At 44.6% G+C, this 25049-nt stretch carries 23 protein-coding genes; all 23 read left to right on the forward strand.

The window, feature by feature from the left end; translation table 11 throughout:
• Nucleotides 1-31: 31 nt before the first annotated feature.
• On the forward strand, nt 32-2080 hold the full coding sequence (locus tag ELQ35_RS09005; protein ID WP_126864487.1) for a chemotaxis protein CheA: 2049 nt from the start codon (nt 32-34) through the stop codon (nt 2078-2080).
• A 32-nt stretch (nt 2081-2112) separates the two neighbouring features.
• Entirely contained in the window at nt 2113-2586 is a 474-nt protein-coding gene (locus ELQ35_RS09010) for a chemotaxis protein CheW (protein ID WP_126864488.1), read from the forward strand.
• A gap of 4 nt (nt 2587-2590) precedes the next feature.
• The gene (locus ELQ35_RS09015; protein WP_126864489.1) at nt 2591-3229 is read left to right on the forward strand and encodes a chemotaxis protein CheC; all 639 of its coding nucleotides are present in this window, start codon (nt 2591-2593) and stop codon (nt 3227-3229) included.
• Entirely contained in the window at nt 3222-3719 is a 498-nt protein-coding gene (locus ELQ35_RS09020) for a chemotaxis protein CheD (protein ID WP_126864490.1), read from the forward strand. Before ELQ35_RS09015 ends, ELQ35_RS09020 begins: the two co-directional genes overlap by 8 nt.
• 84 nt (nt 3720-3803) lie before the next feature.
• On the forward strand, nt 3804-4571 hold the full coding sequence (locus ELQ35_RS09025) for a FliA/WhiG family RNA polymerase sigma factor (protein ID WP_126864491.1): 768 nt from the start codon (nt 3804-3806) through the stop codon (nt 4569-4571).
• 25 nt (nt 4572-4596) lie between these two features.
• On the forward strand, nt 4597-5118 hold the full coding sequence (locus ELQ35_RS09030) for a DUF6115 domain-containing protein (RefSeq protein ID WP_126864492.1): 522 nt from the start codon (nt 4597-4599) through the stop codon (nt 5116-5118).
• A 159-nt stretch (nt 5119-5277) separates the two neighbouring features.
• A complete protein-coding gene (gene rpsB / locus ELQ35_RS09035) occupies nt 5278-6000 on the forward strand; it encodes a 30S ribosomal protein S2 (protein WP_126864493.1) in 723 nt (240 codons plus the stop codon).
• A gap of 149 nt (nt 6001-6149) precedes the next feature.
• Entirely contained in the window at nt 6150-7034 is an 885-nt protein-coding gene (tsf, locus tag ELQ35_RS09040) for a translation elongation factor Ts (protein WP_126864494.1), read from the forward strand.
• 117 nt (nt 7035-7151) lie between these two features.
• Nucleotides 7152-7874, forward strand: a complete 723-nt coding sequence (gene pyrH, locus ELQ35_RS09045; RefSeq protein WP_126864495.1) for a UMP kinase — start codon at nt 7152-7154, stop codon at nt 7872-7874.
• 2 nt (nt 7875-7876) lie between these two features.
• The gene (gene frr / locus ELQ35_RS09050; protein ID WP_126864496.1) at nt 7877-8434 is read left to right on the forward strand and encodes a ribosome recycling factor; all 558 of its coding nucleotides are present in this window, start codon (nt 7877-7879) and stop codon (nt 8432-8434) included.
• Between the two features lie 413 nt (nt 8435-8847).
• Entirely contained in the window at nt 8848-9621 is a 774-nt protein-coding gene (locus ELQ35_RS09055) for an undecaprenyl pyrophosphate synthase (RefSeq protein ID WP_126864497.1), read from the forward strand.
• A 19-nt stretch (nt 9622-9640) separates the two neighbouring features.
• Nucleotides 9641-10432: a phosphatidate cytidylyltransferase gene (locus ELQ35_RS09060; protein WP_126864498.1), complete on the forward strand. Its 792-nt coding sequence runs from the start codon at nt 9641-9643 to the stop codon at nt 10430-10432.
• A gap of 201 nt (nt 10433-10633) precedes the next feature.
• Nucleotides 10634-11785, forward strand: a complete 1152-nt coding sequence (locus ELQ35_RS09065) for a 1-deoxy-D-xylulose-5-phosphate reductoisomerase (protein WP_126864644.1) — start codon at nt 10634-10636, stop codon at nt 11783-11785.
• Nucleotides 11786-11797: 12 nt separating this feature from the next.
• On the forward strand, nt 11798-13069 hold the full coding sequence (gene rseP, locus ELQ35_RS09070) for an RIP metalloprotease RseP (RefSeq protein ID WP_126864499.1): 1272 nt from the start codon (nt 11798-11800) through the stop codon (nt 13067-13069).
• Between the two features lie 134 nt (nt 13070-13203).
• The gene (locus ELQ35_RS09075; RefSeq protein WP_126864500.1) at nt 13204-14907 is read left to right on the forward strand and encodes a proline--tRNA ligase; all 1704 of its coding nucleotides are present in this window, start codon (nt 13204-13206) and stop codon (nt 14905-14907) included.
• Nucleotides 14908-15210: 303 nt separating this feature from the next.
• Nucleotides 15211-19527 carry a PolC-type DNA polymerase III gene (locus ELQ35_RS09080; RefSeq protein WP_126864501.1) on the forward strand — a complete coding sequence of 1439 codons (4317 nt, stop codon included), beginning with the start codon at nt 15211-15213 and terminating at the stop codon, nt 19525-19527.
• Nucleotides 19528-19771: 244 nt separating this feature from the next.
• Entirely contained in the window at nt 19772-20242 is a 471-nt protein-coding gene (rimP, locus tag ELQ35_RS09085; protein WP_126864502.1) for a ribosome maturation factor RimP, read from the forward strand.
• Between the two features lie 43 nt (nt 20243-20285).
• A complete protein-coding gene (nusA, locus tag ELQ35_RS09090) occupies nt 20286-21410 on the forward strand; it encodes a transcription termination factor NusA (protein WP_126864503.1) in 1125 nt (374 codons plus the stop codon).
• A 17-nt stretch (nt 21411-21427) separates the two neighbouring features.
• Nucleotides 21428-21712: an RNase P modulator RnpM gene (rnpM, locus tag ELQ35_RS09095; protein WP_126864504.1), complete on the forward strand. Its 285-nt coding sequence runs from the start codon at nt 21428-21430 to the stop codon at nt 21710-21712.
• Entirely contained in the window at nt 21709-22011 is a 303-nt protein-coding gene (locus ELQ35_RS09100) for a YlxQ family RNA-binding protein (protein ID WP_126864505.1), read from the forward strand. Before rnpM ends, ELQ35_RS09100 begins: the two co-directional genes overlap by 4 nt.
• Before the next feature lie 19 nt (nt 22012-22030).
• On the forward strand, nt 22031-24262 hold the full coding sequence (gene infB / locus ELQ35_RS09105; RefSeq protein WP_126864506.1) for a translation initiation factor IF-2: 2232 nt from the start codon (nt 22031-22033) through the stop codon (nt 24260-24262).
• Nucleotides 24262-24540 (forward strand): DUF503 domain-containing protein, encoded by a 279-nt coding sequence (locus tag ELQ35_RS09110; protein WP_126864645.1) that lies wholly within the window; start codon nt 24262-24264, stop codon nt 24538-24540. The genes infB and ELQ35_RS09110 overlap by 1 nt, the downstream gene beginning before the upstream one ends.
• A gap of 20 nt (nt 24541-24560) precedes the next feature.
• The gene (gene rbfA / locus ELQ35_RS09115) at nt 24561-24929 is read left to right on the forward strand and encodes a 30S ribosome-binding factor RbfA (protein ID WP_126864507.1); all 369 of its coding nucleotides are present in this window, start codon (nt 24561-24563) and stop codon (nt 24927-24929) included.
• Nucleotides 24930-25049 lie beyond the last annotated feature (120 nt).

Consider the following 25049-nt stretch of genomic DNA (forward strand, 5'->3'; position numbering starts at 1 on the left):
CATATTGTTAATTTTGAAGGGGCGTGGTTTCATGGATATGAATCAATACTTAGAGGTCTTCATAGATGAAAGTAAAGAACACCTTCAAACATGCAGCGAGCAATTATTAGAGCTTGAGAAAAGTCCCAGCGATCTTGCCATTGTTAACGAGATTTTTCGGTCAGCCCATACATTAAAGGGGATGTCAGCTACAATGGGCTATGAGGACTTGGCCAAGTTAACACATGAAATGGAAAATGTTTTAGATGCGATACGCAATCAAAAGATCGTGCTTGGTTCGGAGATTTTCGATGTAATATTCCAGGCTGTGGATGACCTTGAAGCCATGGTCATGTCTATTGCAGAAGGCGGAGACGGAAAAAGGGACGTTTCACGAGTCGTTGGCCAATTGCAGCTCATCGAAACAGGGGAATCGTCCCCCATTTCCATTGTGAAGCTTGAGACTGCGGCAACGGCCGCTCCTGTAAACCAAACAGATATCAAAAGCAGCTATGATGAATTCGAATTAACGGTTCTGCAACAGTCGAAGGAACAGGGCTTTGAAAGTTATGAGATCACGGTCGGGCTCAGGGAAGATTGCCTGCTTAAAGCAGCGCGTGTATATATGGTATTTGAAGTACTTGAGAAGGTTGGTGAGGTCATTAAATCCACTCCATCAGCCGAAGCGCTGGAAGAGGAACAGTTTGACCAGGAATTCACAGTGACGGTGATCACAAAGGAATCAAGCAGTGATTTACAAAAGAAAATCATGAAGGTATCTGAAGTGCAAAAGGCAGAAATCAGTGCTATTGATCTCGATAAACTTAGGTTCCGGGCTGATGAAGGTGTAGTGGGAAGTACGATAATTGCTCCAGAAGCAGCCGAAGAAAAGCCGGAAATGCTACAGCCGCAGGAGGAAATGAAAAAGAAAACATCAACGGCCAGGCAGGCAAACAATAAAACGATTCGTGTCAATATCGAACGCCTTGATATTTTGATGAATCTGTTTGAAGAACTTGTAATTGACCGCGGACGGCTTGAACAGATTTCCCGTGACTTGAATAACCAGGAATTAGACGAGACAGTCGAAAGAATGTCACGGATTTCAGGTGATTTGCAAAACATTATCCTGAATATGAGAATGATGCCTGTCGATACGGTTTTCAACCGTTTTCCGAAAATGGTACGTACGCTTGCCAGGGACCTCAACAAGAAAATTAATCTGGATATTATCGGTGCGGAAACGGAGCTGGACCGGACGGTTATTGATGAAATCGGTGACCCTCTTGTCCACTTGCTGCGAAATGCAATCGACCATGGAGTGGAAACCCCGGAAGTCCGTCTCGCCGACGGCAAGAGTGAAGAGGGCACGGTCGTGCTGAGAGCATACCATAGCGGAAACCATGTCTTCATTGAAATTACCGATGACGGTGCCGGTGTCAGTCGAGACAGGGTGTTGAAAAAAGCCCTCGGCAATGGAATTATCTCTGAACAAATGGCCGCAGCACTTACAGATAAACAAGTCTATGAATTACTATTTGCTTCCGGTTTTTCAACTGCGGAAACGATTTCGGGTGTTTCCGGGCGCGGCGTAGGTTTGGATGTGGTAAAAAACACAATTGAATCACTGGGCGGGTCGATTTCAATCAACTCCACAGAAGGCGAGGGCTCTACTTTCTTAATCCAGCTGCCGCTTACCCTTTCAATTATCTCGGTCATGCTTGTCGAAATTCAGAGGGAGAAGTTTGCGATTCCGCTTTCCTCGATTATCGAAACGGCCATTATCCGAAAGCAAGAGATTATGTATGCCCACAATCAGCAGGTAATCGACTTCCGGGGCAAAGTCTTGCCGCTGCTCTTCTTAAAGGACATCTTTGAAGTGCCTGTTTTCGAAGAGGAAGATGAGTTCCTATCTATCGTTATCGTCAGAAAAGGAGACAAGATGGCGGGCCTTGCCGTCGACTCGTTTATCGGGCAGCAGGAAATTGTGCTTAAATCCCTGGGAAATTATCTGAGTTATGCCTTTGCTATTTCGGGAGCAACCATACTTGGTGATGGCCAGGTTGCATTAATCGTTGATTGCAACGCTTTGATTAAATAATCTTATATTTGTTTTTTAAGGAGGGTAAATCGGTGTCTATCCAAGCAGCTGGAGAAGAGGTAAAAGTCATTGTTTTTCAAATTATGGATAAGGAATACGCAATTCCCGTACATCAGGTTCGCGCGATTGAAAAAGTACTCCATCTTACACGCGTTCCAAGAACGGTCCCCTTTATTAAAGGAGTCATAAATCTACGCGGAGTCATAACGCCGATTATTGACTTAAGATCCCGTTTTGAATTGGAAGAAACGGTATATACCGAGAGCACCAGAATCATCATTGTTTCCATGGAAGATATGGAAGTGGGAATAATCGTCGATGCCGCGAACGATGTCATCGATATCCCGGCTATCGATATCGAACCACAGCCCGAAGTGGTCGGCACGGCGGAAGCAGAGTATATTTCCGGGGTTGCGAAGGTTGAAAAGAGACTGCTGATTTTAGTCAACCTGGAAAAGGTATTGAAGCATGAACAGGGAAGAGAATCGATTGGAATGGAAGGGTAGAGGCATGTCGTTTCTTGAAAAGCTCTCGCCTCTCCACCTTGATATTTTAAAGGAAGTCGGAAATATTGGTGCTGGCAATGCAGCTACAGCCCTTTCGACCCTGCTGAATAAGAAAATTGATATGGAAGTGCCGGATGTCCGGATTTTGCCCTTTGATGAAATGCTGGATTTAGCCGGCGGCCCGGAAACAATCATTGCGAGCGTTTTTCTCAGAATTTGCGGTGATGCTCCAGGCAGTATGTTTTTTGTCTTGCCTCCAAGCCAGGCCGCCTGCTTTATACAGCAAATGACAGATGAAAGGGATATATCTTTTGAAAGCCCGCCGTTTTCCGAGATAGCCGTGTCGGCACTTCAGGAACTGGGAAACATACTGACAGGCTCCTATCTCTCGGCATTATCTGATTTTACAAGGCTTAATTTGCAGCCTTCCGTTCCGGCATTAAGTATAGACATGGCTGGGGCCACGATTGGGTCTGGATTAATTGAACTATCCCAGGTAAGTGATCTCGCGATAGTCATCGATACAGCAATTTCTGGAGTCGGCTTAGATACAAACTTTGTAAACGGACATTTTTTCCTCCTGCCTGATCCGGAATCTTTTGAAATCATTTTTGCCTCTTTGGGAGTAGCTACTAATGACTGACCTGGTAAAGGTAATTAAAGTCGGAATTGCCGATATGAACATTGTCAGGCCGCCTGACACAATCAGGACTTCAGGGCTTGGTTCATGTGTAGGCGTCGTGGTTTTTGATCAAATGATGGAGATTGCGGGGCTTGCGCATATCATGCTTCCCGATTCCACGCTCTCAAAGGGCAGTCAAATGAACATGGCGAAATACGCCGATACAGCACTTCATGAACTGGTTACCAGGTTAATGAAGGAAGGGGCCCGGAATTTCGTGATGAAGGCGAAAATCGCTGGAGGCGCGCAAATGTTCCAATTTTCAAACGGGAACGACCTGATGAGGATCGGCCCGCGCAATGTCGAGGCTGTGAGGGCCACACTCGCCGACTTACGAATACGGATTGTGTCTGAGGATGTAGGCGGAAACAGCGGGAGAACGATTGAATTCAATCCGAAAACATGTATGTTGAATATTCGGATGGTCAATAAAGGAATGATCGTTATCTAAGGCTTGGTCATGCTATCCAGTTCTTAGTCGGCGTTCCTTATTACAAGGCGCTTGCGCTTTTCTATGTTAGGAGGAAGAAATCCTATGTCTCAACTGACTACTGGAGAAGAGCAGTTACATTGGCAGAAATGGATCGGCTGCCGTGATCCTCGAGCAGGGGACATTTTGGTGAAAAAATACATTCCCCTTGTCTCCTATCATGTTCAAAGAATATCCGTTACCCTCCCGAGGAACGTAAGCCGGGATGATATCAGGAGTCTTGGCATGATGGGACTATTCGAGGCATTAGAAAGATTTGACCCTGAACGGGATTTGAAATTCGATACATACGCATCATTTCGAATTCGCGGCGCAATCCTTGATGGCTTGCGAAAAGAGGACTGGCTGCCAAGAAGCGCCCGGGAAAAAGCCAAAAAAATTGAGGCTGCTATTGAAGAACTTGAACAAAAATACATGAGGAATGTCACCCCTCAAGAAATTGCCGAATCGTTACATATATCCGAAACAGAAGTACATTCGGCCTTGAATGAACACTTTTTTGCAAATGTACTTTCCATGGATGAGTCTCCCAAGGAACAGGAGCACAAAGAGGGAAACAACTATCATATCAATGACGAGAAGGCCATCCTGCCCGAGGAAAATCTCGTGAAGGAAGAATTATACGAAGAATTGTCATGTGTGATTGAAACATTGAATGAAAAAGAGCAACTCGTACTCCAGCTGTTTTACAAGGAAGAATTGACATTAACGGAAATTGGGCAGGTCATGAGTTTATCGACATCGAGAATATCTCAGATACATTCCCGGGCTATATTTAAGCTAAGAGCCACTTTGCAGAATGCAAAGCAGTAAAGACGTTTCAGATGAGAGGGGTAATATGTCTGCAATCATTATCTTTATCCTATTTTTAGTAAATATCTTCACGATTTTTGCGGTTATTATCCTGTTTCTCCGGCAAAATCGTTTGATGGAAGCTGAAATGAACCATAAAGAATCCATCGCTGAAATCGAGGAAATCATGACGGCGTTTATAATGGAAATGAAAGAAGAAAATGAAGAGCTGCTCAAGAAACTTCGCAAGTTGAAGGAACCGAAGCAAAACGCAGCGGATCATGGGGGGGCACCAAAGATAAGTGATACTAACAGTATGGAAGCTCCCAGGGCTGCAGAAAAACAGGGAAGCCCTGATGCTGCCGGGACAACGGAGCCTTTGGCTGTGAAAGTTTCCAGGAGCAGAGCAGTCCTGGCATATAAAGAAACCGCATTAAACGAAGACAACCAAACACAATCCCAGCACATTTTTGAGCTATACGACAAAGGCATGACCGCAGAAGAAATCGCCAAAAGCTTAAATAGGGGAAAGACGGAAATTGAACTTTTATTAAAATTCCGGATTTAGTGCATAAAATTGCTTGATTGTAATACCTGAATATGCTATATTATGTCATGGTGTTATTACACACGTTTCGTGATTCAAACAGATGGTGCTGTGTCATACAGTTTCTGTTTGAAAATGATCGGAGCGGAGGCCAAACAAAACCATTTAGGAGGAAATAACATGTCAGTAATTTCTATGAAGCAATTGCTTGAAGCTGGTGTACATTTCGGACATCAAACCCGCCGTTGGAACCCAAAAATGAAGAAGTATATCTTCACTGAGCGTAACGGCATTTATATCATCGACCTTCAAAAGACTGTGAAAAAGGTTGAAGAAGCCTACAACTTCGTTAAAGAAGTGGCAGCTAACGGAGGAACAATCCTTTTCGTTGGTACGAAAAAACAAGCCCAAGAATCTGTTAAAGATGAAGCGATTCGTTCCGGTATGTACTTTGTGAACCAACGCTGGCTGGGCGGAACGTTAACAAACTTTGAAACAATCCAAAAACGGATTACCCGTCTTAAAGAAATCGAAAAAATGGAAGAGAATGGTACATTCGAAGTACTTCCTAAAAAAGAAGTCATTCAACTTAAAAAAGAATTAGATCGCCTTGAAAAATTCTTGGGCGGCATTAAAGATATGAAGGGCCTTCCTGATGCAATTTTCGTGATTGACCCTCGTAAAGAACGCATTGCGGTTGCAGAAGCTCATAAATTAAACATTCCGCTTGTAGGCATCGTGGATACGAACTGTGATCCGGATGAAATCGACGTAATCATCCCTGCAAACGATGATGCTATCCGTGCCGTTAAACTTTTAACAGGCAAAATGGCTGACGCGATCTTAGAAGGTAAGCAAGGCGAAGAAACGGCTCCTGTAGAAACTGAAACAACAACTGCTTAGCCAAAACAAAAAGGTGATAAGAGGATGAGGCCTTTTATCACCTTTTTTTGGCGAAATGGAAGTTTCACTTTATCCGATCAGGAAGGCTTAGATTCCGGCAGAATGGTAAAAAATGATATAAGCTGCATAATATGAGGAGGATTTTCGATATGGCAATTACTGCACAAATGGTGAAAGAACTTCGTGGAACAACGGGTGCCGGAATGATGGATTGCAAAAAGGCACTTACAGAAACAGATGGCGATATGGAAAAAGCAATCGATTATCTTCGTGAAAAAGGGATTGCAAAAGCTGCTAAAAAAGCAGACCGCATTGCAGCGGAAGGTACTGCTTACATCACGGTTGAAGGAAACGAAGCCGTTATCCTTGAAGTGAACTCTGAAACAGATTTCGTTGCAAAAAATGAAGGATTCCAGTTACTGGTTAAAGAATTGGCTGCCCATCTTTTGGCAAAAAAACCCGCTACTGTTGAAGAAGCGGTGCAACAAACAATGGATAATGGAACAAAAGTTGAGGAGCATATCAATGCTGCAATCTCTAAAATTGGAGAAAAACTGACGCTTCGCCGCTATGAAGTTTTGACTAAAGGCGACAACGATGCATTTGGCGCGTACCTTCACATGGGGGGAAGAATCGGTGTATTGACTCTTATAGAAGGAACAACTGATGCTGACGCTGCTAAGGATGTTTCCATGCACATCGCTGCATTAAAGCCGAAATACGTTTCCCGCGACCAGGTTTCTTCCGAAGAAATCGAGCATGAGCGCGAAGTCCTGACTCAGCAGGCTTTAAATGAAGGCAAACCAGAAAAAATCGTTTCAAAAATGGTTGAAGGCCGTATTGGCAAATTCTACGAAGATGTCTGCGTAGTCGACCAGTCATTCGTTAAAAATCCTGATCAAAAAGTCGGCCAATTTGTCGAGTCTAAAGGTGGTACGATTAAAAATTTCGTGAGATACGAAGTGGGAGAAGGAATCGAAAAACGTCAGGATAACTTCGCTGAAGAAGTTATGAGCCAGGTTAAAAAAGACTGATCGATCCGAACAGTTACCTGAACGGATTAATTGGGAGCACAATAGTGTTCCCTATTTTTGAATGTTATTTTCAGCACGATGAAAATAAAAGTAAAGATTACATAGTTGGAGGTTCTCATGAGTAGCGCGAAATATAAACGTGTCGTATTAAAGCTAAGCGGTGAAGCTTTGGCCGGGGACGAAGGCTTTGGCATCAATCCTGCTGTAATTAAATCCATAGCCGAACAAGTGAAAGAGGTTGCTGAACTGGATGTTGAAGTGGCAGTCGTAGTAGGCGGCGGAAATATCTGGCGTGGCAAAATCGGAAGTGAGATGGGAATGGACCGTGCCAATGCCGATTATATGGGCATGCTCGCCACGGTAATGAATTCCCTCGCTCTGCAAGACAGCCTGGAGCAACTTGGAATTGAAACGCGCGTTCAGAGCTCAATCGATATGAGACAAGTGGCAGAACCTTATATTAGACGCCGGGCAATCAGGCACCTTGAAAAAAAACGAGTCGTTATTTTTGCTGCGGGAACAGGGAATCCTTATTTTTCAACAGACACTACTGCAGCGCTTCGGGCAGCGGAAATCGAAGCGGAAGTTATTTTGATGGCCAAAAATAACGTTGACGGAGTATACAGTGCGGACCCGGTCAAAGATAAAGATGCAAAGAAATATGACGAACTATCCTATCTTGATGTGTTAAAAGAAGGCCTGGAAGTCATGGATTCAACCGCATCCTCGCTTTGTATGGACAATGATATTCCATTGATCGTCTTTTCAATCATGGAAAAAGGAAATATCAAGCGCGTCGTTTTAGGAGAAACGCTTGGAACTATCGTAAGGGGGAAATAATCATGCCGAAAACAGTCATTTCAAATGCTAAAGAAAGAATGGAAAAAGCAATCGGTGCCTTTACACGTGAATTGGCCAGCGTTCGTGCCGGCAGGGCAAACGCATCATTGCTTGACAAAGTTTCCGTTGATTATTATGGTGCACCAACACCGGTCAACCAGGTGGCAGGAGTATCAGTTCCGGAAGCCAGGCTGCTTGTGATTCAGCCATACGACAAATCTATACTGGGTGATATCGAAAAAGCAATTCTGAAATCAGATTTAGGCTTGAATCCGACAAGCGACGGATCGATTATCCGCATTGCAGTCCCTGCATTAACAGAAGAGCGCAGGAAAGAATTGGTTAAGGTCGTCAGAAAAGAATCAGAAGAAGCGAAAATTGCCATCCGCAATATTCGCCGCGATGCAAATGACGATTTGAAAAAGCTTGAAAAAAACGGGGGTATCACGGAGGATGATTTACGCGGCTACTCCGATGATATTCAAAAAATGACGGACAGCCACATCAGCAAGATTGATGACATTACGAAAGATAAAGAAAAAGAAATTCTGGAAGTGTAATTCACACGTTTATCTTCCCGGGCAATCATTTAATTGCTATAGGGTTTGTCAAAAATGGGGCCAGCCAAAAGTGTAATTCACGCTTTAGGTCTGGTCCCATTTTTGATAAGAAGTTTACCTTTTTTAACTTGGCTGGTGTCTAACGCGTGCAGCCAAGCCGCTCGGGGTCATAAGCCACCCTGCTCCAGGAAATCAGGATTTTCTGTGCAGGGCATCTTATGCCTGTCGCCGACCGATCAGGGGACTTCCGCTTTTCTAATTTACTCTTCTATAACAGTCCGCTTTTTCATAATCTTATGGGAGAAGAGCTTGTTTTTTGTTATTATAGAGTAGATTCTTGTGTCTTTTATTCATTCATAGGTAAGGAATCGATATAGAGTTAGATAGAGTACAACCTATTGGGGGACAAACGTATGTATTCATTTTGGAAGCGTTGGTTTAGAAAAGATGCTTCTTTGGATGTGACAAATAGAGTGAAGGATGTAAAGGATTGTGAAGTTCCTCGGCATATCGCGATTATCATGGATGGAAACGGGCGCTGGGCGAAAAAAAGAGCACTTCCGCGTGTGGCAGGACATCATGAAGGAATGAAGGTCGTCCGCAGGATCACCAGGCTCGCAAACGTTCTGGGTGTCAAGACGCTGACCGTTTATGCCTTTTCTACGGAAAACTGGAAACGGCCCAGGAGTGAAGTGGAATACTTAATGAAACTGCCGCAGGAGTTTCTCGGCACCTTCCTGCCCGAGCTTGTCACTGAAAACGTACAGGTGAAGATGATCGGTGATAAAACAGCCCTGCCCGGACATACCCGTTCTGCAGTCGATAAAGCAATGGAAGAGACAAAAGCCAATGATGGCATGGTCCTGAACTTTGCGCTCAACTATGGGAGCAGAGCTGAAATCATTGAAGCTGTCAACAAGGTAGTAACTGATTCTAAAAATGGTATAATAGGGGAAAATGTAACAGAGGAGCTATTTTCAAATTATTTAATGACTAGTCAATTACCTGATCCTGACTTGCTTATTCGCACCAGCGGGGAAATAAGGTTGAGCAATTTCATGCTCTGGCAGGCGGCGTATTCTGAGTTTTGGTTCACTGATGTCCTTTGGCCGGACTTCAGCGAAGAACATTTATTGGATGCAATTGAAGTTTATCAGAGGCGTTCAAGAAGATATGGCGGTGTCTAGTTAAGAAGGCGAGGATAAAATGAAACAACGTATCATCACAGGAATAATTGCAGCAGCTGTATTTTTGCCAATCGTCATGTTAGGCGGGCTGCCATTTCTGATTCTGGTTTATCTAATGGCTACAATCGGTTTATTTGAATTGTTAAGAATGAAACGAATGCCACTTTTTTCATTCGCATCGACCGTGTCATTCCTATTACTTTGGCTGGTCCTGCTTCCTGAAGACTACAGCGTCTTTCTGGACAGTATGCAGTACGATAAAACACAGCTTGTTTTATTGAGTGTCATTTTGTACCTTATTAATACAGTGATTTCGAAAAACAGGTTTACATTTGAAGACACAGGGTTTTCTTTACTTTCCGTTTTGTACGTAGGAATGGGCTTCTTTTATTTATTTCTAACACGGGAAAGCGGGCTGGTTTGGATATTTTTCGCCCTGTTTACAATCTGGGCATCTGATTCTGGAGCCTATTTTTTCGGCCGTGCGTTCGGGAAGAGGAAACTTTGGCCCGAAATCAGCCCCAACAAAACCATAGAAGGCTTCCTTGGCGGCATAGCCAGCGCTGTTATCGTGGGATTGCTGTTCTACTTCATAAGCGATTTCAATCGGACGTTGATTGAATTATTATGGATGAGTGTGCTGATTTCCGTTTTTGGCCAATTGGGCGATCTCGTTCAATCAGCTTATAAAAGGCATTATGGAGTCAAGGACTCCGGAAAGCTTTTGCCTGGACATGGCGGGATTTTAGACAGGTTTGATAGCTTGATTTTCATTTTGCCAATCCTCCATTTCTTGCATTTGTTTTCATGATAGGTGAGAATGAAAGGCAACGCTGTTTTAAAATAAAGAAGGAAATTATGTCTTATTCAATTTGTAATGTGTCTAACGCAAGCAGCCATGCCCCGACGCACAGGACGTGCTAGTGCCGACGAAGACATAAGGACGTGGCGGTTCTTAGTCGACGTTCCTTTAAGCAAGGCGCTTCCGCTTTTCGTTTAGGAGATGAAGATGTTGAAATATATTAGCCTTTTGGGCGCCACAGGTTCTATTGGGAGGCAGACCGCGGATATAGTAAGGGAGCATCCAGGACAATTCAAAATTGTTGCGATGTCTGCAGGGAAAAATATCGGACTGGCAAGGCAATACATCGAAGAGTTTCAACCGGAGTTTGTATCTGTTCAATTACGGGAGGATTATCAAACGTTAAAAAGTGAGTATTCCTCAAAAGGTATTACCTTTACCTATGGAGATGAAGGGCTTGCAGAAGCAGCGGTGCATGATAAGGCCGAAATTCTCGTCAATGCCGTCATGGGAAGTGTCGGCCTCTATCCAACCCTTGAGGCGATAAGGGCTAAAAAGGATATCGCGATCGCAAATAAGGAGACACTGGTCACAGCGGGACATTTAGTAATTGAGGAAGCTAAAAAGGCCGGTGTCAAACTGCTGCCGGTAGATAGCGAACACTCCGCCATCTTCCAGGCACTGCAGGGCGAACGGAAAAAAAACATTGAGCGGCTGATCATTACCGCATCAGGAGGCAGCTTCAGGGACCGCACCAGGGAAGAACTAAAGGAAGTCACCGTTGCAGAAGCGTTGAATCACCCTAACTGGTCAATGGGAGCCAAGATTACTATTGATTCTGCATCGATGATGAATAAAGGCCTGGAAGTCATCGAAGCGCACTGGCTGTTTGATCTTCCATATGAAAAAATTGATGTGTTGCTTCATAAGGAAAGCATCATTCATTCCATGGTAGAATTCCACGATTCAAGCGTAATGGCCCAGCTGGGTACACCGGATATGAGAGTTCCGATCCAGTATGCATTGACGTATCCTGATCGTCTCCCGCTTAGTTCTTCAAAACGGCTGAACCTGGCGGAAGCCGGAAAGCTTCATTTTTTGGAAATGGATTTCGCTCGGTTTCCCTGTCTGCAGTATGCTTATGATGCAGGGAAAACGGGTGGAACGATGCCGACAGTTTTAAACGCAGCTAATGAAGCGGCTGTGGCCGGGTTTCTTGCCGGAAGAATTACTTTTTTAGAAATTGAGGCGATAATTAAAAAAGCACTTGCTAATCACACAGCGATTCCTATCCCGGATTTACAGATTATTCGTGAGGTTGATATAGAGACACGTCAATTCGTCAATACATTTATGAAATAGAGGTGATTACAAGTGCAAACGTTACAGACAGCCATTTCCTTCATCATTATTTTCGGGTCCCTTGTTTTCTTTCACGAGCTCGGACACCTTTACTTCGCTAAACGCGCGGGGATATTATGCCGCGAGTTTGCGATCGGCATGGGCCCTAAGGTGTTTACGTTCAAACGTACGGAAACAATATATACCATCAGATTGCTGCCAATCGGGGGCTATGTAAGGATGGCCGGAGAGGATCCCGAAACCGTCGAACTTAAACCTGGATACCGTGTCGGGCTGGTTTTCAATCAAGACGATGCTGTTCAGAAAATCATCCTGAACAATAAAGAAAAATATTCCGATATCCGGATCATTGAAGTGGAAAGTGCAGATCTAGAACATGATCTCACAATAAAGGGCTATGAGGAAGGGGAAGAGGAAGTGCTAAAATCCTTCCCGATTCATCCTGAAGCGGTGACAGTGGAGGATGGAAACGAAACCCAAATTGCTCCTTATAGCCGTCAGTTTGCTTCAAAATCGCTTGGACATCGGACAATGACGATTTTTGCCGGCCCGATGATGAACTTTGTACTCGCATTTGTAATCTTCCTGCTTATCGGACTATTACAGGGCGTAGGAGTGGATGAACCGCGATTAGGGGAGTTGACGAAGGACGGGACAGCGATTTCTTCTGGATTAAAAAAGGGAGATCAGATTCAATCAATTGATGGCAATGAAGTTTCCTCGTGGATGGATGTTCAAGAGAGCATCCAGAAAAGTCCCGGCAAGGAAATTGAGTTTGTCGTTGAACGGGACGGACAGACTAAGGAAATCCCGGTGACTCCACAGGAAGTTGACCGCGAAGGCCAGAAAATGGGTGTAATCGGTGTTTATCCGCCAGTAGAGAAGTCGCCGGTAAAAGCGATAAAATATGGCTTTACCGAAACCTATTTATGGACAAAACAGATTTTTGTCCTGCTTGGCAAGCTTGTAACAGGACAATTTACGATTGACGCATTATCCGGTCCTGTCGGCATTTATAAATCGACTGAGGAAGTCGCCAAATCCGGAATTTTCTATCTGATGAAATGGGCTGGTGTCCTGAGCATTAACTTAGGGATCATGAACCTGCTGCCGATTCCGGCGCTTGATGGCGGACGCCTGCTATTCTTCCTTGTCGAAGCATTGAGAGGGAAGCCGATTGACCGGCAAAAAGAAGGGCTTGTCCACTTTATCGGATTTGCCTTGCTAATGCTATTAATGATCGTCGTGACATGGAATGACATTCAGCGCTTCTTCCTGAATTAAACAGAAGCTTAACAAGGACAGCAGGGAATTTACATTTCCTGCTGCCTCTTAATGGGTGTTAATCGGGAACACCTTAACCCGGGGAGCGTTTCGCTTATAAAAAACAGAATAAAGTTATTGAAGAGGTGCAAAAGATGAAGCAAAGTATGACGCTGATCCCTACACTTAGGGAAGTACCGGCAGATGCTGAAGTGAAAAGCCATCAGCTTTTATTAAGGGCCGGATTTATCAGACAGAATTCAAGCGGGGTTTACAGCTTTTTGCCGCTTGGTAAGAAGGTGCTGCAAAAGGTTGAAGCGATTGTTCGCGAGGAAATGGACGAGGCTGGAGCGGTGGAGCTGCTAATGCCTGCATTACAGCAGGCGGAGCTCTGGCAGGAATCGGAACGCTGGTATTCGTACGGACCCGAGTTAATGAGATTGAAAGACAGGAATGAACGAGAATTTGCGATGGGACCGACCCATGAGGAAGTCATCACAAGCCTGATCCGCGATGAAATCAAGTCATATAAGCGCCTGCCTTTGACACTTTATCAAATCCAGACGAAGTTCCGGGATGAATTGCGTCCGCGTTTCGGACTGCTTCGCGGCCGCGAATTTATCATGAAAGATGCCTATTCTTTTCACGCCAACCAGGAAAGCCTCGATGAAGCATATCAAAAGCTGTTTATCGCTTATTCGAATATTTTCCGGCGCTGCGGATTGAATTTCAGGGCGGTAATCGCCGATTCAGGTGCAATGGGCGGTAAAGACACACATGAATTCATGGTGTTATCCGATGTCGGCGAAGATACAATTGCTTACTCGGATGCGTCCGATTATGCGGCCAATATTGAAATGGCTCCGGTCATCACAAACTATGAAAAACCACAAACAGCAGAAAAAGAGCTCGAAAAGATAGAAACCATTGGAAAGAAATCTATCGAAGACGTTTCTGTTTATTTAAACGTTGAGGCTAAAGATTGCATCAAGTCACTTTTATTTAAAGTTAATGATAAACATGTACTTGTCCTTGTCCGGGGCGATCATGAAGTAAATGACATTAAATTAAAAAACTTTTTTAGCGCGTCAGTAGTAGAATTGGCAGAGCCTGAAGAGACAAAGCAAATTCTTGGCTGCTCTATTGGCTCGTTAGGGCCGATCGCTGTCTCTGGCAATGTCGAGATTATTGCCGATCATGCTGTTGCAGCGATTGTAAACGGTGTATGCGGTGCTAACGAGGAAGATTATCATTATATCAATGTCAATCCCTCCCGCGACTTCAAAGAAGTCAAGTTTACCGATTTACGTTTTATTTTAGAAGGGGATCCATCTCCGGACGGAAACGGCACGATTCAATTTGCCAAAGGTATTGAAGTTGGACATGTATTCAAGCTTGGCACAAGGTATAGTGAAGCAATGGATGCATCCATCCTGGATGAGAATGGCCGTAAACAGCCAATGATTATGGGTTGTTATGGAATTGGCGTATCGCGGACACTGGCTGCAGTAGCCGAGCAATTCAATGACGAAAATGGTCTTGCCTGGCCGGTAAATCTCGCTCCTTATCAAGTGCATGTAATCCCGGTCAATATGAAGGATCAAGCCCAGTCGGGGCTGGCAGAAGAACTGTACGCCTCCTTCCGCAAGCAGGGCTATGAAGTATTGATGGATGACCGCCAGGAGCGCCCTGGCGTTAAGTTTACCGATTCGGATCTAATTGGGATTCCTGTAAGAATTACTGTCGGCAAAAAAGCAGCAGATGGAATTGTCGAAGTGAAACTCCGTAAAACAGGTGAGGTTCATGAACTGTCCAAGTCTGAGATCGGTGCAAAGCTTGGGGGATTTTTAGGATTGTAGAAAAGCATAGATGCTCTGAAAAAAAGGTATCAGTCTTGATGGTGATGCCTTTTTTTCTTTGGCTTGCTTTTCATGTAATGTAAGAAAGATAGATATGATATAATTACGGCTGATGTTATTTTTAAACGATAAATATAACTTTTTGAACTTTGAAAGGTGTCTAGCTCCGATGTCGCCACAGGGCGTGGCGGACGTTAGTCGCGTTCCTTTTTATGGGGACCGCCCTTTTCTTATAAGCAGTTGGCGAAATTTGTCTTTTTTTGAATGAAAACAATAGATTTACTAGAAAAGGAGAGAGCGGGAATGGATCAAGATCCGAATAGTGGAAGAGAGAGATTTCAACTCTTGCTCCAACAGCTTGGACTGACGGAAGATGCCTTTGTGGCCTATTTTTATCGTGCTGAAATTGAAAAGCTTTCGATCGAAAGGGAATCAAAAAGCTGGCACTTCGCCTTTAAGCTTGAAGAACTGATTCCATGCAGTGTCTATACAAGGCTGGCCACACACCTATCAGCGACATTTGCTCATATCGCAAAGGTTTCGTTCAGCCTGGCTGTGCAAAATCCGCAGGTGAATGAAGAAATAATCAAGGATTATTGGAAAAATTGCATCGGAGAACTTGAAGGAATCTCGCCGGCGCTTTTAACGCTTTTGAACGAACAGGAACCGCGGATCGCAGGGCATCGCCTTATCGTCAAGGCGCGCAATGAAGCAGAAGCGGGCCAGCTTAAACGAAAATATTCAGGGCTCATTTCAAGCATATATCAAAATTTCGGTTTTCCACCCTTATCGCTTGACGCAGAAGTTTCTGCCTCAGAGGATGATTACAAGCAGTTCCTCGAGGAGAAACAAAAGGAAGATGAAGCAAATGCTGTTGCAGCCATTACGGAAATGCAAAAGAAAGAGAACGAAAAGTCAGGTAATGGCAGCGAGTATCAGGGACCGGTCAAAATCGGTTACACGATCAAGGATGATGCCGACTTCAGAAGAATTGAGCAAATTATTGATGAAGAACGCCGGATTGCCATCGAAGGTTTTGTTTTTGATGCTGAGACAAAAGAGCTTCGCAGCGGGCGGACTTTATTAACCTTCAAGGTAACCGATTATACAAGCTCGCTTTTAGTGAAAATATTCTCCCGCGATAAAGAGGATGCCGAACTGCTCGCCCGTGTGAAGAAAGGGATGTGGGTCCGTACGCAGGGAAGCATCCAGAACGATACGTTCGTCCGTGATTTAGTCATGATCGCAAATGATATTAATGAAATATCCAAGCCTGGCCGGATGGACCTAGCGCCTACAGACGAAAAACGCGTAGAATTGCATCTGCATACACCGATGAGCCAGATGGATGCGGTAACTCCTGTGGCCGCGCTTGTCGCCCAGGCAAAAAAATGGGGCCACAAGGCAATCGCGATCACCGACCATGCAGGTGCCCAATCCTTTCCCGAGGCATTCGCTGCCGGAAAGAAAAATGATATAAAGATTATCTATGGTGTAGAGGTCAACCTGGTAGATGATGGTGTACCGATTGCTTATAACGATGACCACAGCGTTCTCGCAGAAGATACATATGTTGTATTTGACGTGGAAACAACCGGTCTGTCTGCGGTATACGATGCGATTATCGAACTTGCAGCAGTGAAAATGCGGGATGGGGAAATTATCGACCGTTTTGAACGTTTTGCCAACCCGCATCACCCCCTGTCAGCAACAACGATTGACTTGACGGGAATCACCGATGATATGGTTGAAAACGCCCCGGAAATTGAAGAGGTCCTCGGGGAGTTCAGGGAATGGGCCGGGGAATCAACTTTAGTAGCGCATAATGCCAGCTTTGATATGGGGTTTCTGAATGTCGGCTATAAAAAGATCGGCCACCCCAAGGCTGCTAACCCTGTTATTGATACGTTGGAGCTCGGGCGCTTTTTATACCCTGATTTCAAAAACCATCGCTTAAATACTCTTGCGAAAAAATTTGACATAGAATTGACCCAGCACCATCGGGCAATTTATGATGCTGAGGCTACCGGCTATTTGCTGCTGAAAATGCTGAATGATGCCGATGAAAAAGGAATTGTGTACCATGATCAATTAAATGAACATATGGGGGAAGGGAATGCATACCAGCGCTCGCGCCCCTATCATTGCACCCTGCTTGCGCAAAATGAGACTGGATTGAAAAATCTTTTTAAACTGGTGTCCACTTCGCATATTAACTATTTTTACCGTGTACCGCGAATTCCGCGCTCACAGCTGCAGAAATACCGGGAGGGCATTCTTGTCGGCTCTGGCTGTGGCAAGGGCGAAGTGTTCGAAGGAATGATGCAAAAGGCCTTTGAGGAAGTGGTTGATATTGCTGAATTCTATGATTATATTGAAGTTCAACCAAAAGACGTCTACCAGCATATGATTGAAATGGAATATGTCCGTGATGAAAAATCACTGGAGAACATCATCTCAAATATCATCAAGCTTGGCGAAAAGCTTGATAAACCAGTAGTTGCCACCGGAAATGTTCATTATCTTGAGCCGAATGATAAAATTTACCGGAAAATCCTTGTCAATTCCCAGGGAGGCGCGAATCCTTTAAACCGTCATAAGCTTCCCGACGTCCATTTCCGGACGACGGATGAAATGCTAAAAGCATTTTCATTCCTGGGCGATGCGAAGGCAAAGGAAATCGTTGTCGAGAACTCGAATAAGATTGCTGATAGCATTGAAAACATTAAACCAATCAAAGACGATCTCTATACACCTAAAATTGAAGGTGCTGAAGATGAGATGCGTGACATGAGCTACAGCATGGCCAAAAAGATTTATGGCGATGAGCTGCCGGAAATTGTCGAAGCGCGCCTTGAAAAGGAATTAACAAGTATCATCGGCCATGGATTCGCCGTTATTTATCTGATTTCCCACAAGCTCGTAAAAAAATCATTGGATGATGGTTACCTGGTTGGTTCGCGTGGTTCGGTAGGTTCGTCTTTTGTTGCAACCATGACGGAAATTACGGAGGTCAATCCGCTGCCGCCGCACTATATCTGTCCGGATTGCAAACATTCGGAATTCTTTAATGATGGTTCTGTCGGTTCCGGTTTCGACCTGCCGGATAAGGACTGTCCGAATTGTGGAATCAGATACAAAAAAGACGGACATGACATCCCATTTGAAACGTTCCTTGGCTTTAAAGGGGACAAGGTACCTGATATCGATTTGAACTTTTCGGGAGAATACCAGCCCCATGCCCATAACTATACAAAAGTATTGTTTGGTGAAGACAATGTATTCCGGGCTGGTACAATTGGTACCGTCGCTGACAAGACGGCCTACGGCTATGTGAAAGGATACGCTTCTGATAATAACCTCCATCTGAGAGGGGCTGAAGTCGACAGGTTAGTTTCCGGTTGTACAGGCGTTAAAAGGACGACTGGACAACATCCGGGCGGCATAATCGTAGTCCCTGATTATATGGATATTTATGATTTTTCGCCGATCCAATTTCCGGCTGATGACAGGACGTCCGAATGGAAAACGACGCACTTCGACTTCCATTCGATACATGACAATTTACTAAAACTTGATATTCTCGGGCATGATGACCCGACCGTGATCAGGATGCTTCAGGATTTGAGCGGAATTGATCCGAAAACAATCCCGACAGACGATCCCGAAGTCATGAAAATATTCTCAGGGACCGAGTCGCTTGGTGTCACCCCAGATCAAATCATGTGTAAAACCGGCACCCTCGGGATTCCGGAATTCGGTACGCGTTTTGTCCGCCAGATGCTTGAGGATACAAAACCGACTACATTCTCGGAGTTGGTTCAGATTTCCGGATTGTCCCACGGTACCGACGTCTGGCTCGGAAATGCACAGGAACTGATACACAATAGTATCTGCTCCTTAAGCGAGGTTATTGGCTGCCGCGATGACATCATGGTCTATTTGATTTATCAAGGACTGGAGCCTTCGCTTTCGTTTAAAATCATGGAATCGGTGCGTAAAGGAAAAGGACTTTCCGATGAATTTGAAGCGGAAATGCGGAAAAATGAAGTCCCGGAATGGTATATCGACTCATGTAAGAAAATTAAATACATGTTCCCAAAAGCCCATGCTGCTGCTTACGTATTGATGGCAGTTCGTATCGCTTACTTTAAAGTTCACCTGCCGCTTTTGTATTATGCGGCATACTTTACTGTACGTGCCGAGGATTTTGAAATGGAGGCGATGGCACGGGGCTCTCAAGCGATCCGTTCAAAGATAGAAGAAATCAATGCAAAAGGGCTGGACGCATCGACGAAGGAAAAAAATACATTGACGGTGCTGGAACTGGCGCTTGAAATGTGCGAACGGGGCTTCTCCTTCAAAAAAATTGATTTATATAAATCAAGTGCCAGTGAATTTATCATTGAAGAAAATTCTTTGATTCCGCCCTTTAATTCTATCCCAGGGCTCGGGACAAACGCGGCATTAAATATTGTCCGCTCCCGAGCGAATGGAGAGTTCCTTTCAAAGGAAGACCTTCAGCAACGCGGAAAAGTGTCTAAAACAATCCTTGAATATCTCGATAAACAAGGCTGCCTTGAAGCTTTGCCGGATCAAAACCAGCTTTCATTGTTTTAAACTGAAGCGGCTTACGCTTTTCTAATAACCAGGCCGGACATTTGCAAAAGAATCGCGGTTATGGTATATTTTTATTGGAAATACTAAGATAAACCAATGGCAAGAGTGGGGAAACCCACTCTTTCGTGTTGTAATGACTATATTTACAGAAAAGCGGAAGAGCCTGACATCTGTATACATTTAAAAGTTATCCTTTCTTTATAAATTTCAAAGAGAGTACAACGACCATGTATGGAGGAAACATATGAGTAAAAAGGTAACTGAAATCGTAGAAGAGCTTGTTGCTCCGATTCTCGTTGAGTTAGAGCTAGAATTAGTGGAAGTGGAATACGCCAAGGAAGGAAAAAGCTGGTTTCTCCGCGTTTTTATCGATAAAGAGGGCGGAGTTGATATTGAGGATTGCGGTCAGGTCAGCGAAAAGCTCGGTGAAAAGCTCGATGAAGCCGATCCGATTCCACAAAACTATTTTCTGGAAGTGTCTTCACCTGGCGCTGAGCGGCCATTGAAGAAAGACAAAGATTTTCAAAAAGCAATCGGCAAAAACGTATACATAAAGACCTATGAACCCATTCTCGATGAAAAAGAGTTTGAGGGCATCCTTACGGGTTTTGACGGGAATGAAATAGCCCTGGAAGTAACCATCAAGACAAAAAAGAAAACAGTTGTAATTCCATATGAAAAAGTAGCCAAAGCCAGGCTGGCGGTAACTTTTTAAATAGGAAAGATAAAGAACAAATGAACATGAAGGGGGATCAACCATGAGCAGTGAGTTAATGGATGCTCTCAATGTACTAGAAACGGAAAAAGGCATTTCAAGGGATGTTTTAATCGACGCGATCGAGGCTGCACTTATTTCAGCATACCGTCGTAATTTCAATCAAGCCCAAAATGTGCGGATTGACTTAAACCTTGAGAAAGGTTCCATGAGAGTGTTCGCGAGAAAGGATATCGTAGAGGAGGTATTCGACCCGCGGCTTGAAATTTCGATCGAAGAAGCAAAGAGCATCAATCCGAGCTACCGACTCGATGATGTCGTGGAAATGGAAGTTACGCCAAAGGATTTCGGCCGCATTGCAGCACAAACAGCCAAGCAGGTGGTTACGCAACGTGTACGGGAAGCGGAACGCGGAATCATTTATTCTGAATTTATCGATCGTGAAGAAGATATCATGACAGGGATTGTGCAGCGCCAGGATTCCCGCTTCATCTATGTATCGCTTGGCAAGATAGAAGCCCTGCTGCCAATCAACGAGCAAATGCCGAATGAGCAATATAAACCGCATGACCGCATTAAAGTATTTATTACAAAGGTGGAAAAAACGTCTAAAGGACCGCAGATTTTCGTATCCAGAACGCATCCCGGCCTGCTAAAGCGCCTGTTTGAAATCGAGGTTCCAGAAATTTTTGACGGAACGGTGGAAATTAAATCGGTAGCCAGAGAAGCGGGAGACCGTTCGAAAATTTCCGTTCATTCCGATAACGAAGAAGTCGATCCGGTGGGTTCCTGTGTCGGCCAAAAAGGGCAGCGCGTCCAGGCGATCGTGAATGAACTTAAAGGCGAGAAAATTGATATTGTAAAGTGGTCGGAAGATCCCGTCATCTTTGTGGGGAATGCCCTGAGTCCTTCGAAGGTGCTTGAAGTGGTCGTCAAGGAGGAAGAAAAAGCAACGACGGTGATCGTTCCTGACTACCAGCTTTCCCTTGCCATCGGCAAACGCGGGCAAAATGCCCGTCTTGCTGCGAAGTTAACTGGTTGGAAAATTGATATAAAGAGTGAAACGGAAGCCCGCTCAGCTGGGATCTATCCGGTCGCGGAGCAGGACTTTCTTCTAAGTAGGGACAGCTTTGAAGATGACGATGACTTTTCTGAAGATAATGAGTAAGCAAGAGGTGATCCGAGATGAATAGCCGCAAAAAAATTCCGATGCGAAAGTGTGTCGCTTCCGGCGAGATGAGACCAAAAAAAGAATTAATCAGGATCGTCCGGTCCAAAGAAGGAGAAATAAGCATTGATCCTACCGGAAAGAAATCCGGACGTGGTGCTTATTTAACACTTGACCGGGCCATAATTGAGCTTGCAAAGAAGAACAATGTGCTCAAAGCCCAACTCGGTGCGGCGATCGATCCATCCCTCTATGAACAGCTGCTGGAATTAGCGGAAAAGGAGAACCATTCAACTACATGACACAGCTCCAATGGATGTCTCTATTAGGTTTAGCAAATCGAGCGCGTAAGCTAATTTCCGGAGAAGAATTAGTGATAAAAGAGATTAGAAGCGGCAAGGCGAAGCTCGTACTGCTCGCTTGTGACGCTTCTTCAAATACGGAAAAAAAAATCTCTGATAAGTGCAAGTTTTTTAAAGTACCTGTCAAAAGAGTTGAAAACAGGTCTTTGCTCGGCCGGGCGATCGGCAAGGAAGAAAGAGTTGTAGTCGCCGTGCTGGATGAAGGGTTTGCACGAAAACTCCAGACGTTGCTCGATTAAATTTTACGGGGGTGAACGTATGAACAAATTGCGTGTTTATGAATATGCAAAACAACAGAACGTTCCAAGCAAGGACGTTATTAATAAACTTAAAGAAATGAATATTGAGGTAAACAACCATATGACAGCATTAGAAGATTCAGCGGTTAAAAAGTTGAATGAAAGCTATAAGCCAAAAGAAGAGAAGAAACCAAACGCAGGACAGAAGCAAGCAGCAGACATCCAGCCAAAACCGTCCTCTACTCTTGAGAAGTATCAAGCTGAGGCCGATGAAAATACGGGCAGCGTGAAGAAGACCGAAAAGATTCAAAAGAAAACCGTCGCAAAGCCTGTTATCGGCAAGAAAACCGCCCAGGAAAGCCAGAAAAAAGAATCAAAAGTTTTTAAAGGCAATAACAACAATAACAACAATAACCGCAATAGAAACAATAGAAACAATAAACAAAGACCTCAGCAGCGCTCCTCTGCTCCGGTTCCAAAAAGAAAAGAAAAAGAACTGCCTTCAAAGATTACGTTTACGGAATCGCTGACAGTTGCCGAACTGGCGAAGAAGCTGCACCGTGAACCTTCTGAAATCATTAAAAAGCTTTTCATGCTAGGTGTTATGGCAACGATTAATCAATCACTTGAAAAAGATGCCATCGAGCTTGTTGCAGGTGAATACAATGTGGAAGTTGAAGAAGAAATATTAGTGGATATCACGGATCTTGAAGCATTGGTAACCAACGATGACGAGGCAAACTTAATCGAGCGTCCCTCCGTCGTTACTATCATGGGGCACGTTGACCATGGTAAAACAACTTTGCTTGACTCCATCCGTAATACGAAAGTGACAGAAGGGGAAGCAGGCGGCATCACCCAGCATATCGGCGCGTACCAGGTAGCCGTCAATGATAAGAAAATCACCTTCCTTGATACACCCGGGCACGCCGCCTTTACGACAATGCGCGCACGCGGTGCGAAGGTTACGGATATAACGATTCTCGTCGTTGCAGCAGATGATGGAGTAATGCCTCAAACAATCGAAGCAATTAACCATGCTAAAGCAGCTGAGGTTCCGATCATTGTAGCGGTAAATAAAATGGATAAGCCGGCTGCCAATCCGGACCGTGTTATGCAGGAGCTGACTGAACACGGCCTTGTACCAGAATCATGGGGCGGCGACACCATTTTTGCTCCAATCTCCGCGAAAACGGGAGAAGGCATCGACAGCCTGCTCGAAATGATTCTGCTTGTCGGGGAAGTGGAAGAATATAAGGCGAATCCAAATCGGAAAGCAGTCGGAACTGTTATTGAAGCTCAGCTTGATAAAGGCCGCGGTTCAGTGGCAACCCTGCTTGTCCAAAACGGGAATTTGAAAGTCGGTGACCCTATCGTTGTTGGTAACTCTTTCGGGCGTGTCCGTGCCATGGTGAACGATTTAGGCCGCCGGGTTAAAGAAGCAGGGCCGTCTACTCCTGTTGAAATTACCGGATTGAACGAAGTGCCGCAGGCGGGTGACCGTTTTATCGTATTTGAAGACGAAAAAACTGCACGACAGGTCGGGGAAGCACGCGCGCAAATACAGCTCGCTTCACAGCGCAGCGAGAAATCGCGGGTAACTTTGGATACGTTGTTTGAACAAATGCAACAAGGGGAAATGAAAGAACTGAATATCATTTTGAAAGCTGATGTTCAAGGCTCTGCTGAAGCGCTTGCTGCCTCCCTTCAGAAAATAGAAGTAGAAGGCGCTAAAATTAAAATCATCCACAATGGTGTCGGTGCCATTACTGAATCAGATATTATCCTGGCAACTGCTTCCAATGCAATTGTCATTGGATTTAATGTACGTCCGGATGTAAATGCTAAACGTGCGGCCGAATCAGAAAACGTCGACGTTCGTCTGCATAGGATCATCTATAAAGTCATCGAAGAAATCGAAGCGGCCATGAAGGGGATGCTTGATCCTGAATTTGAGGAAAAAATCATCGGCCAGGCTGAAGTGCGTACGACATTCAAGGTTTCTAAGGTCGGTACGATTGCTGGTTCATATGTTACCGACGGAAAGATTACGCGTGACAGCGGCATACGCTTGATCCGCCAGGGTGTCGTCATTTTTGAAGGTGAAATCGACGCTTTGAAACGCTTTAAAGATGATGTGAAAGAAGTAGCGCAAAATTATGAGTGTGGGATTACGATTAAAAATTTCAATGATATCAAGGAAGGCGACGTGGTCGAGGCATTTGTCATGGAAGAAGTTGAGCGCAAGTGATTATCGGCTTGGCCAAATGTGAATGCATCATTCATGACGCCCGCACCTTGAAAGAAAAGCGAGCCGTGCTTCAGCGTGTCATGACACGGCTCAAACAAAAGTTCAACATTTCAGTGGCCGAGACCGGGTATCAGGATGTTTGGCAGCGGACGAAAATTGCTATCGTCACTGTGACATCATCGCGCAAGGCCACTGAGAGAGAATTGCAAAACGCCCTGCAATTTCTAGATTCTTTTCCGGAACTGGAGCGCACAATAACAGATATAGAATGGCTATAAGCTAGCGAGGTGATTTTTTTATGAGCCTTCGTGCGAATCGTGTTGGCGAACAAATGAAGAAAGAATTGAGTGAGATCATCGGCCGCAAGATTAAGGACCCGCGCATTGGCTTTGTTACGGTAACGGACGTTACGGTAACTGGCGATCTTCAACAAGCAACTGTGTATATTTCGGTGCTCGGCGATGAAGAACAAAGGGAAAACACGCTTAAGGGCCTTGCGAAAGCGAAAGGATTTATCCGTTCTGAAATTGGACAAAGAATCCGGCTGCGCAAAACCCCAGAAATTGCGTTTGAATTTGACGAATCGATCGATTATGGAAACAGAATTGATACGTTAATCCATCAAATCCGTTCCGAAGAAAAACCTTCCCAAAAAGATGAGGAATAACAACGGGCCTGTACCAATGTGTATCAAGCTGCAGACCCAGGCATCGAAAAACGGCCAGGAGATAGACAATCATTTGTCTATCTTTTTTTCTGCACTGATAAGTAAGCCATAACTAAAGAG

Source organism: Peribacillus cavernae (assembly GCF_003989135.1).
Classification (GTDB): domain Bacteria; phylum Bacillota; class Bacilli; order Bacillales; family DSM-1321; genus Peribacillus; species Peribacillus cavernae.

Coding starts and splice junctions, on each gene's coding strand:
- ELQ35_RS09005 (WP_126864487.1), top strand. CDS start 32: ATGGATATGAATCAATACTTAGAGGTCTTCATAGATGAAAGTAAAGAA.
- ELQ35_RS09015 (WP_126864489.1), top strand. CDS start 2,591: ATGTCGTTTCTTGAAAAGCTCTCGCCTCTCCACCTTGATATTTTAAAG.
- ELQ35_RS09020 (WP_126864490.1), top strand. CDS start 3,222: ATGACTGACCTGGTAAAGGTAATTAAAGTCGGAATTGCCGATATGAAC.
- ELQ35_RS09025 (WP_126864491.1), top strand. CDS start 3,804: ATGTCTCAACTGACTACTGGAGAAGAGCAGTTACATTGGCAGAAATGG.
- ELQ35_RS09030 (WP_126864492.1), top strand. CDS start 4,597: ATGTCTGCAATCATTATCTTTATCCTATTTTTAGTAAATATCTTCACG.
- rpsB (WP_126864493.1), top strand. CDS start 5,278: ATGTCAGTAATTTCTATGAAGCAATTGCTTGAAGCTGGTGTACATTTC.
- tsf (WP_126864494.1), top strand. CDS start 6,150: ATGGCAATTACTGCACAAATGGTGAAAGAACTTCGTGGAACAACGGGT.
- pyrH (WP_126864495.1), top strand. CDS start 7,152: ATGAGTAGCGCGAAATATAAACGTGTCGTATTAAAGCTAAGCGGTGAA.
- frr (WP_126864496.1), top strand. CDS start 7,877: ATGCCGAAAACAGTCATTTCAAATGCTAAAGAAAGAATGGAAAAAGCA.
- ELQ35_RS09055 (WP_126864497.1), top strand. CDS start 8,848: ATGTATTCATTTTGGAAGCGTTGGTTTAGAAAAGATGCTTCTTTGGAT.
- ELQ35_RS09060 (WP_126864498.1), top strand. CDS start 9,641: ATGAAACAACGTATCATCACAGGAATAATTGCAGCAGCTGTATTTTTG.
- ELQ35_RS09075 (WP_126864500.1), top strand. CDS start 13,204: ATGAAGCAAAGTATGACGCTGATCCCTACACTTAGGGAAGTACCGGCA.
- ELQ35_RS09080 (WP_126864501.1), top strand. CDS start 15,211: ATGGATCAAGATCCGAATAGTGGAAGAGAGAGATTTCAACTCTTGCTC.
- rimP (WP_126864502.1), top strand. CDS start 19,772: ATGAGTAAAAAGGTAACTGAAATCGTAGAAGAGCTTGTTGCTCCGATT.
- nusA (WP_126864503.1), top strand. CDS start 20,286: ATGAGCAGTGAGTTAATGGATGCTCTCAATGTACTAGAAACGGAAAAA.
- rnpM (WP_126864504.1), top strand. CDS start 21,428: ATGAATAGCCGCAAAAAAATTCCGATGCGAAAGTGTGTCGCTTCCGGC.
- ELQ35_RS09100 (WP_126864505.1), top strand. CDS start 21,709: ATGACACAGCTCCAATGGATGTCTCTATTAGGTTTAGCAAATCGAGCG.
- infB (WP_126864506.1), top strand. CDS start 22,031: ATGAACAAATTGCGTGTTTATGAATATGCAAAACAACAGAACGTTCCA.
- rbfA (WP_126864507.1), top strand. CDS start 24,561: ATGAGCCTTCGTGCGAATCGTGTTGGCGAACAAATGAAGAAAGAATTG.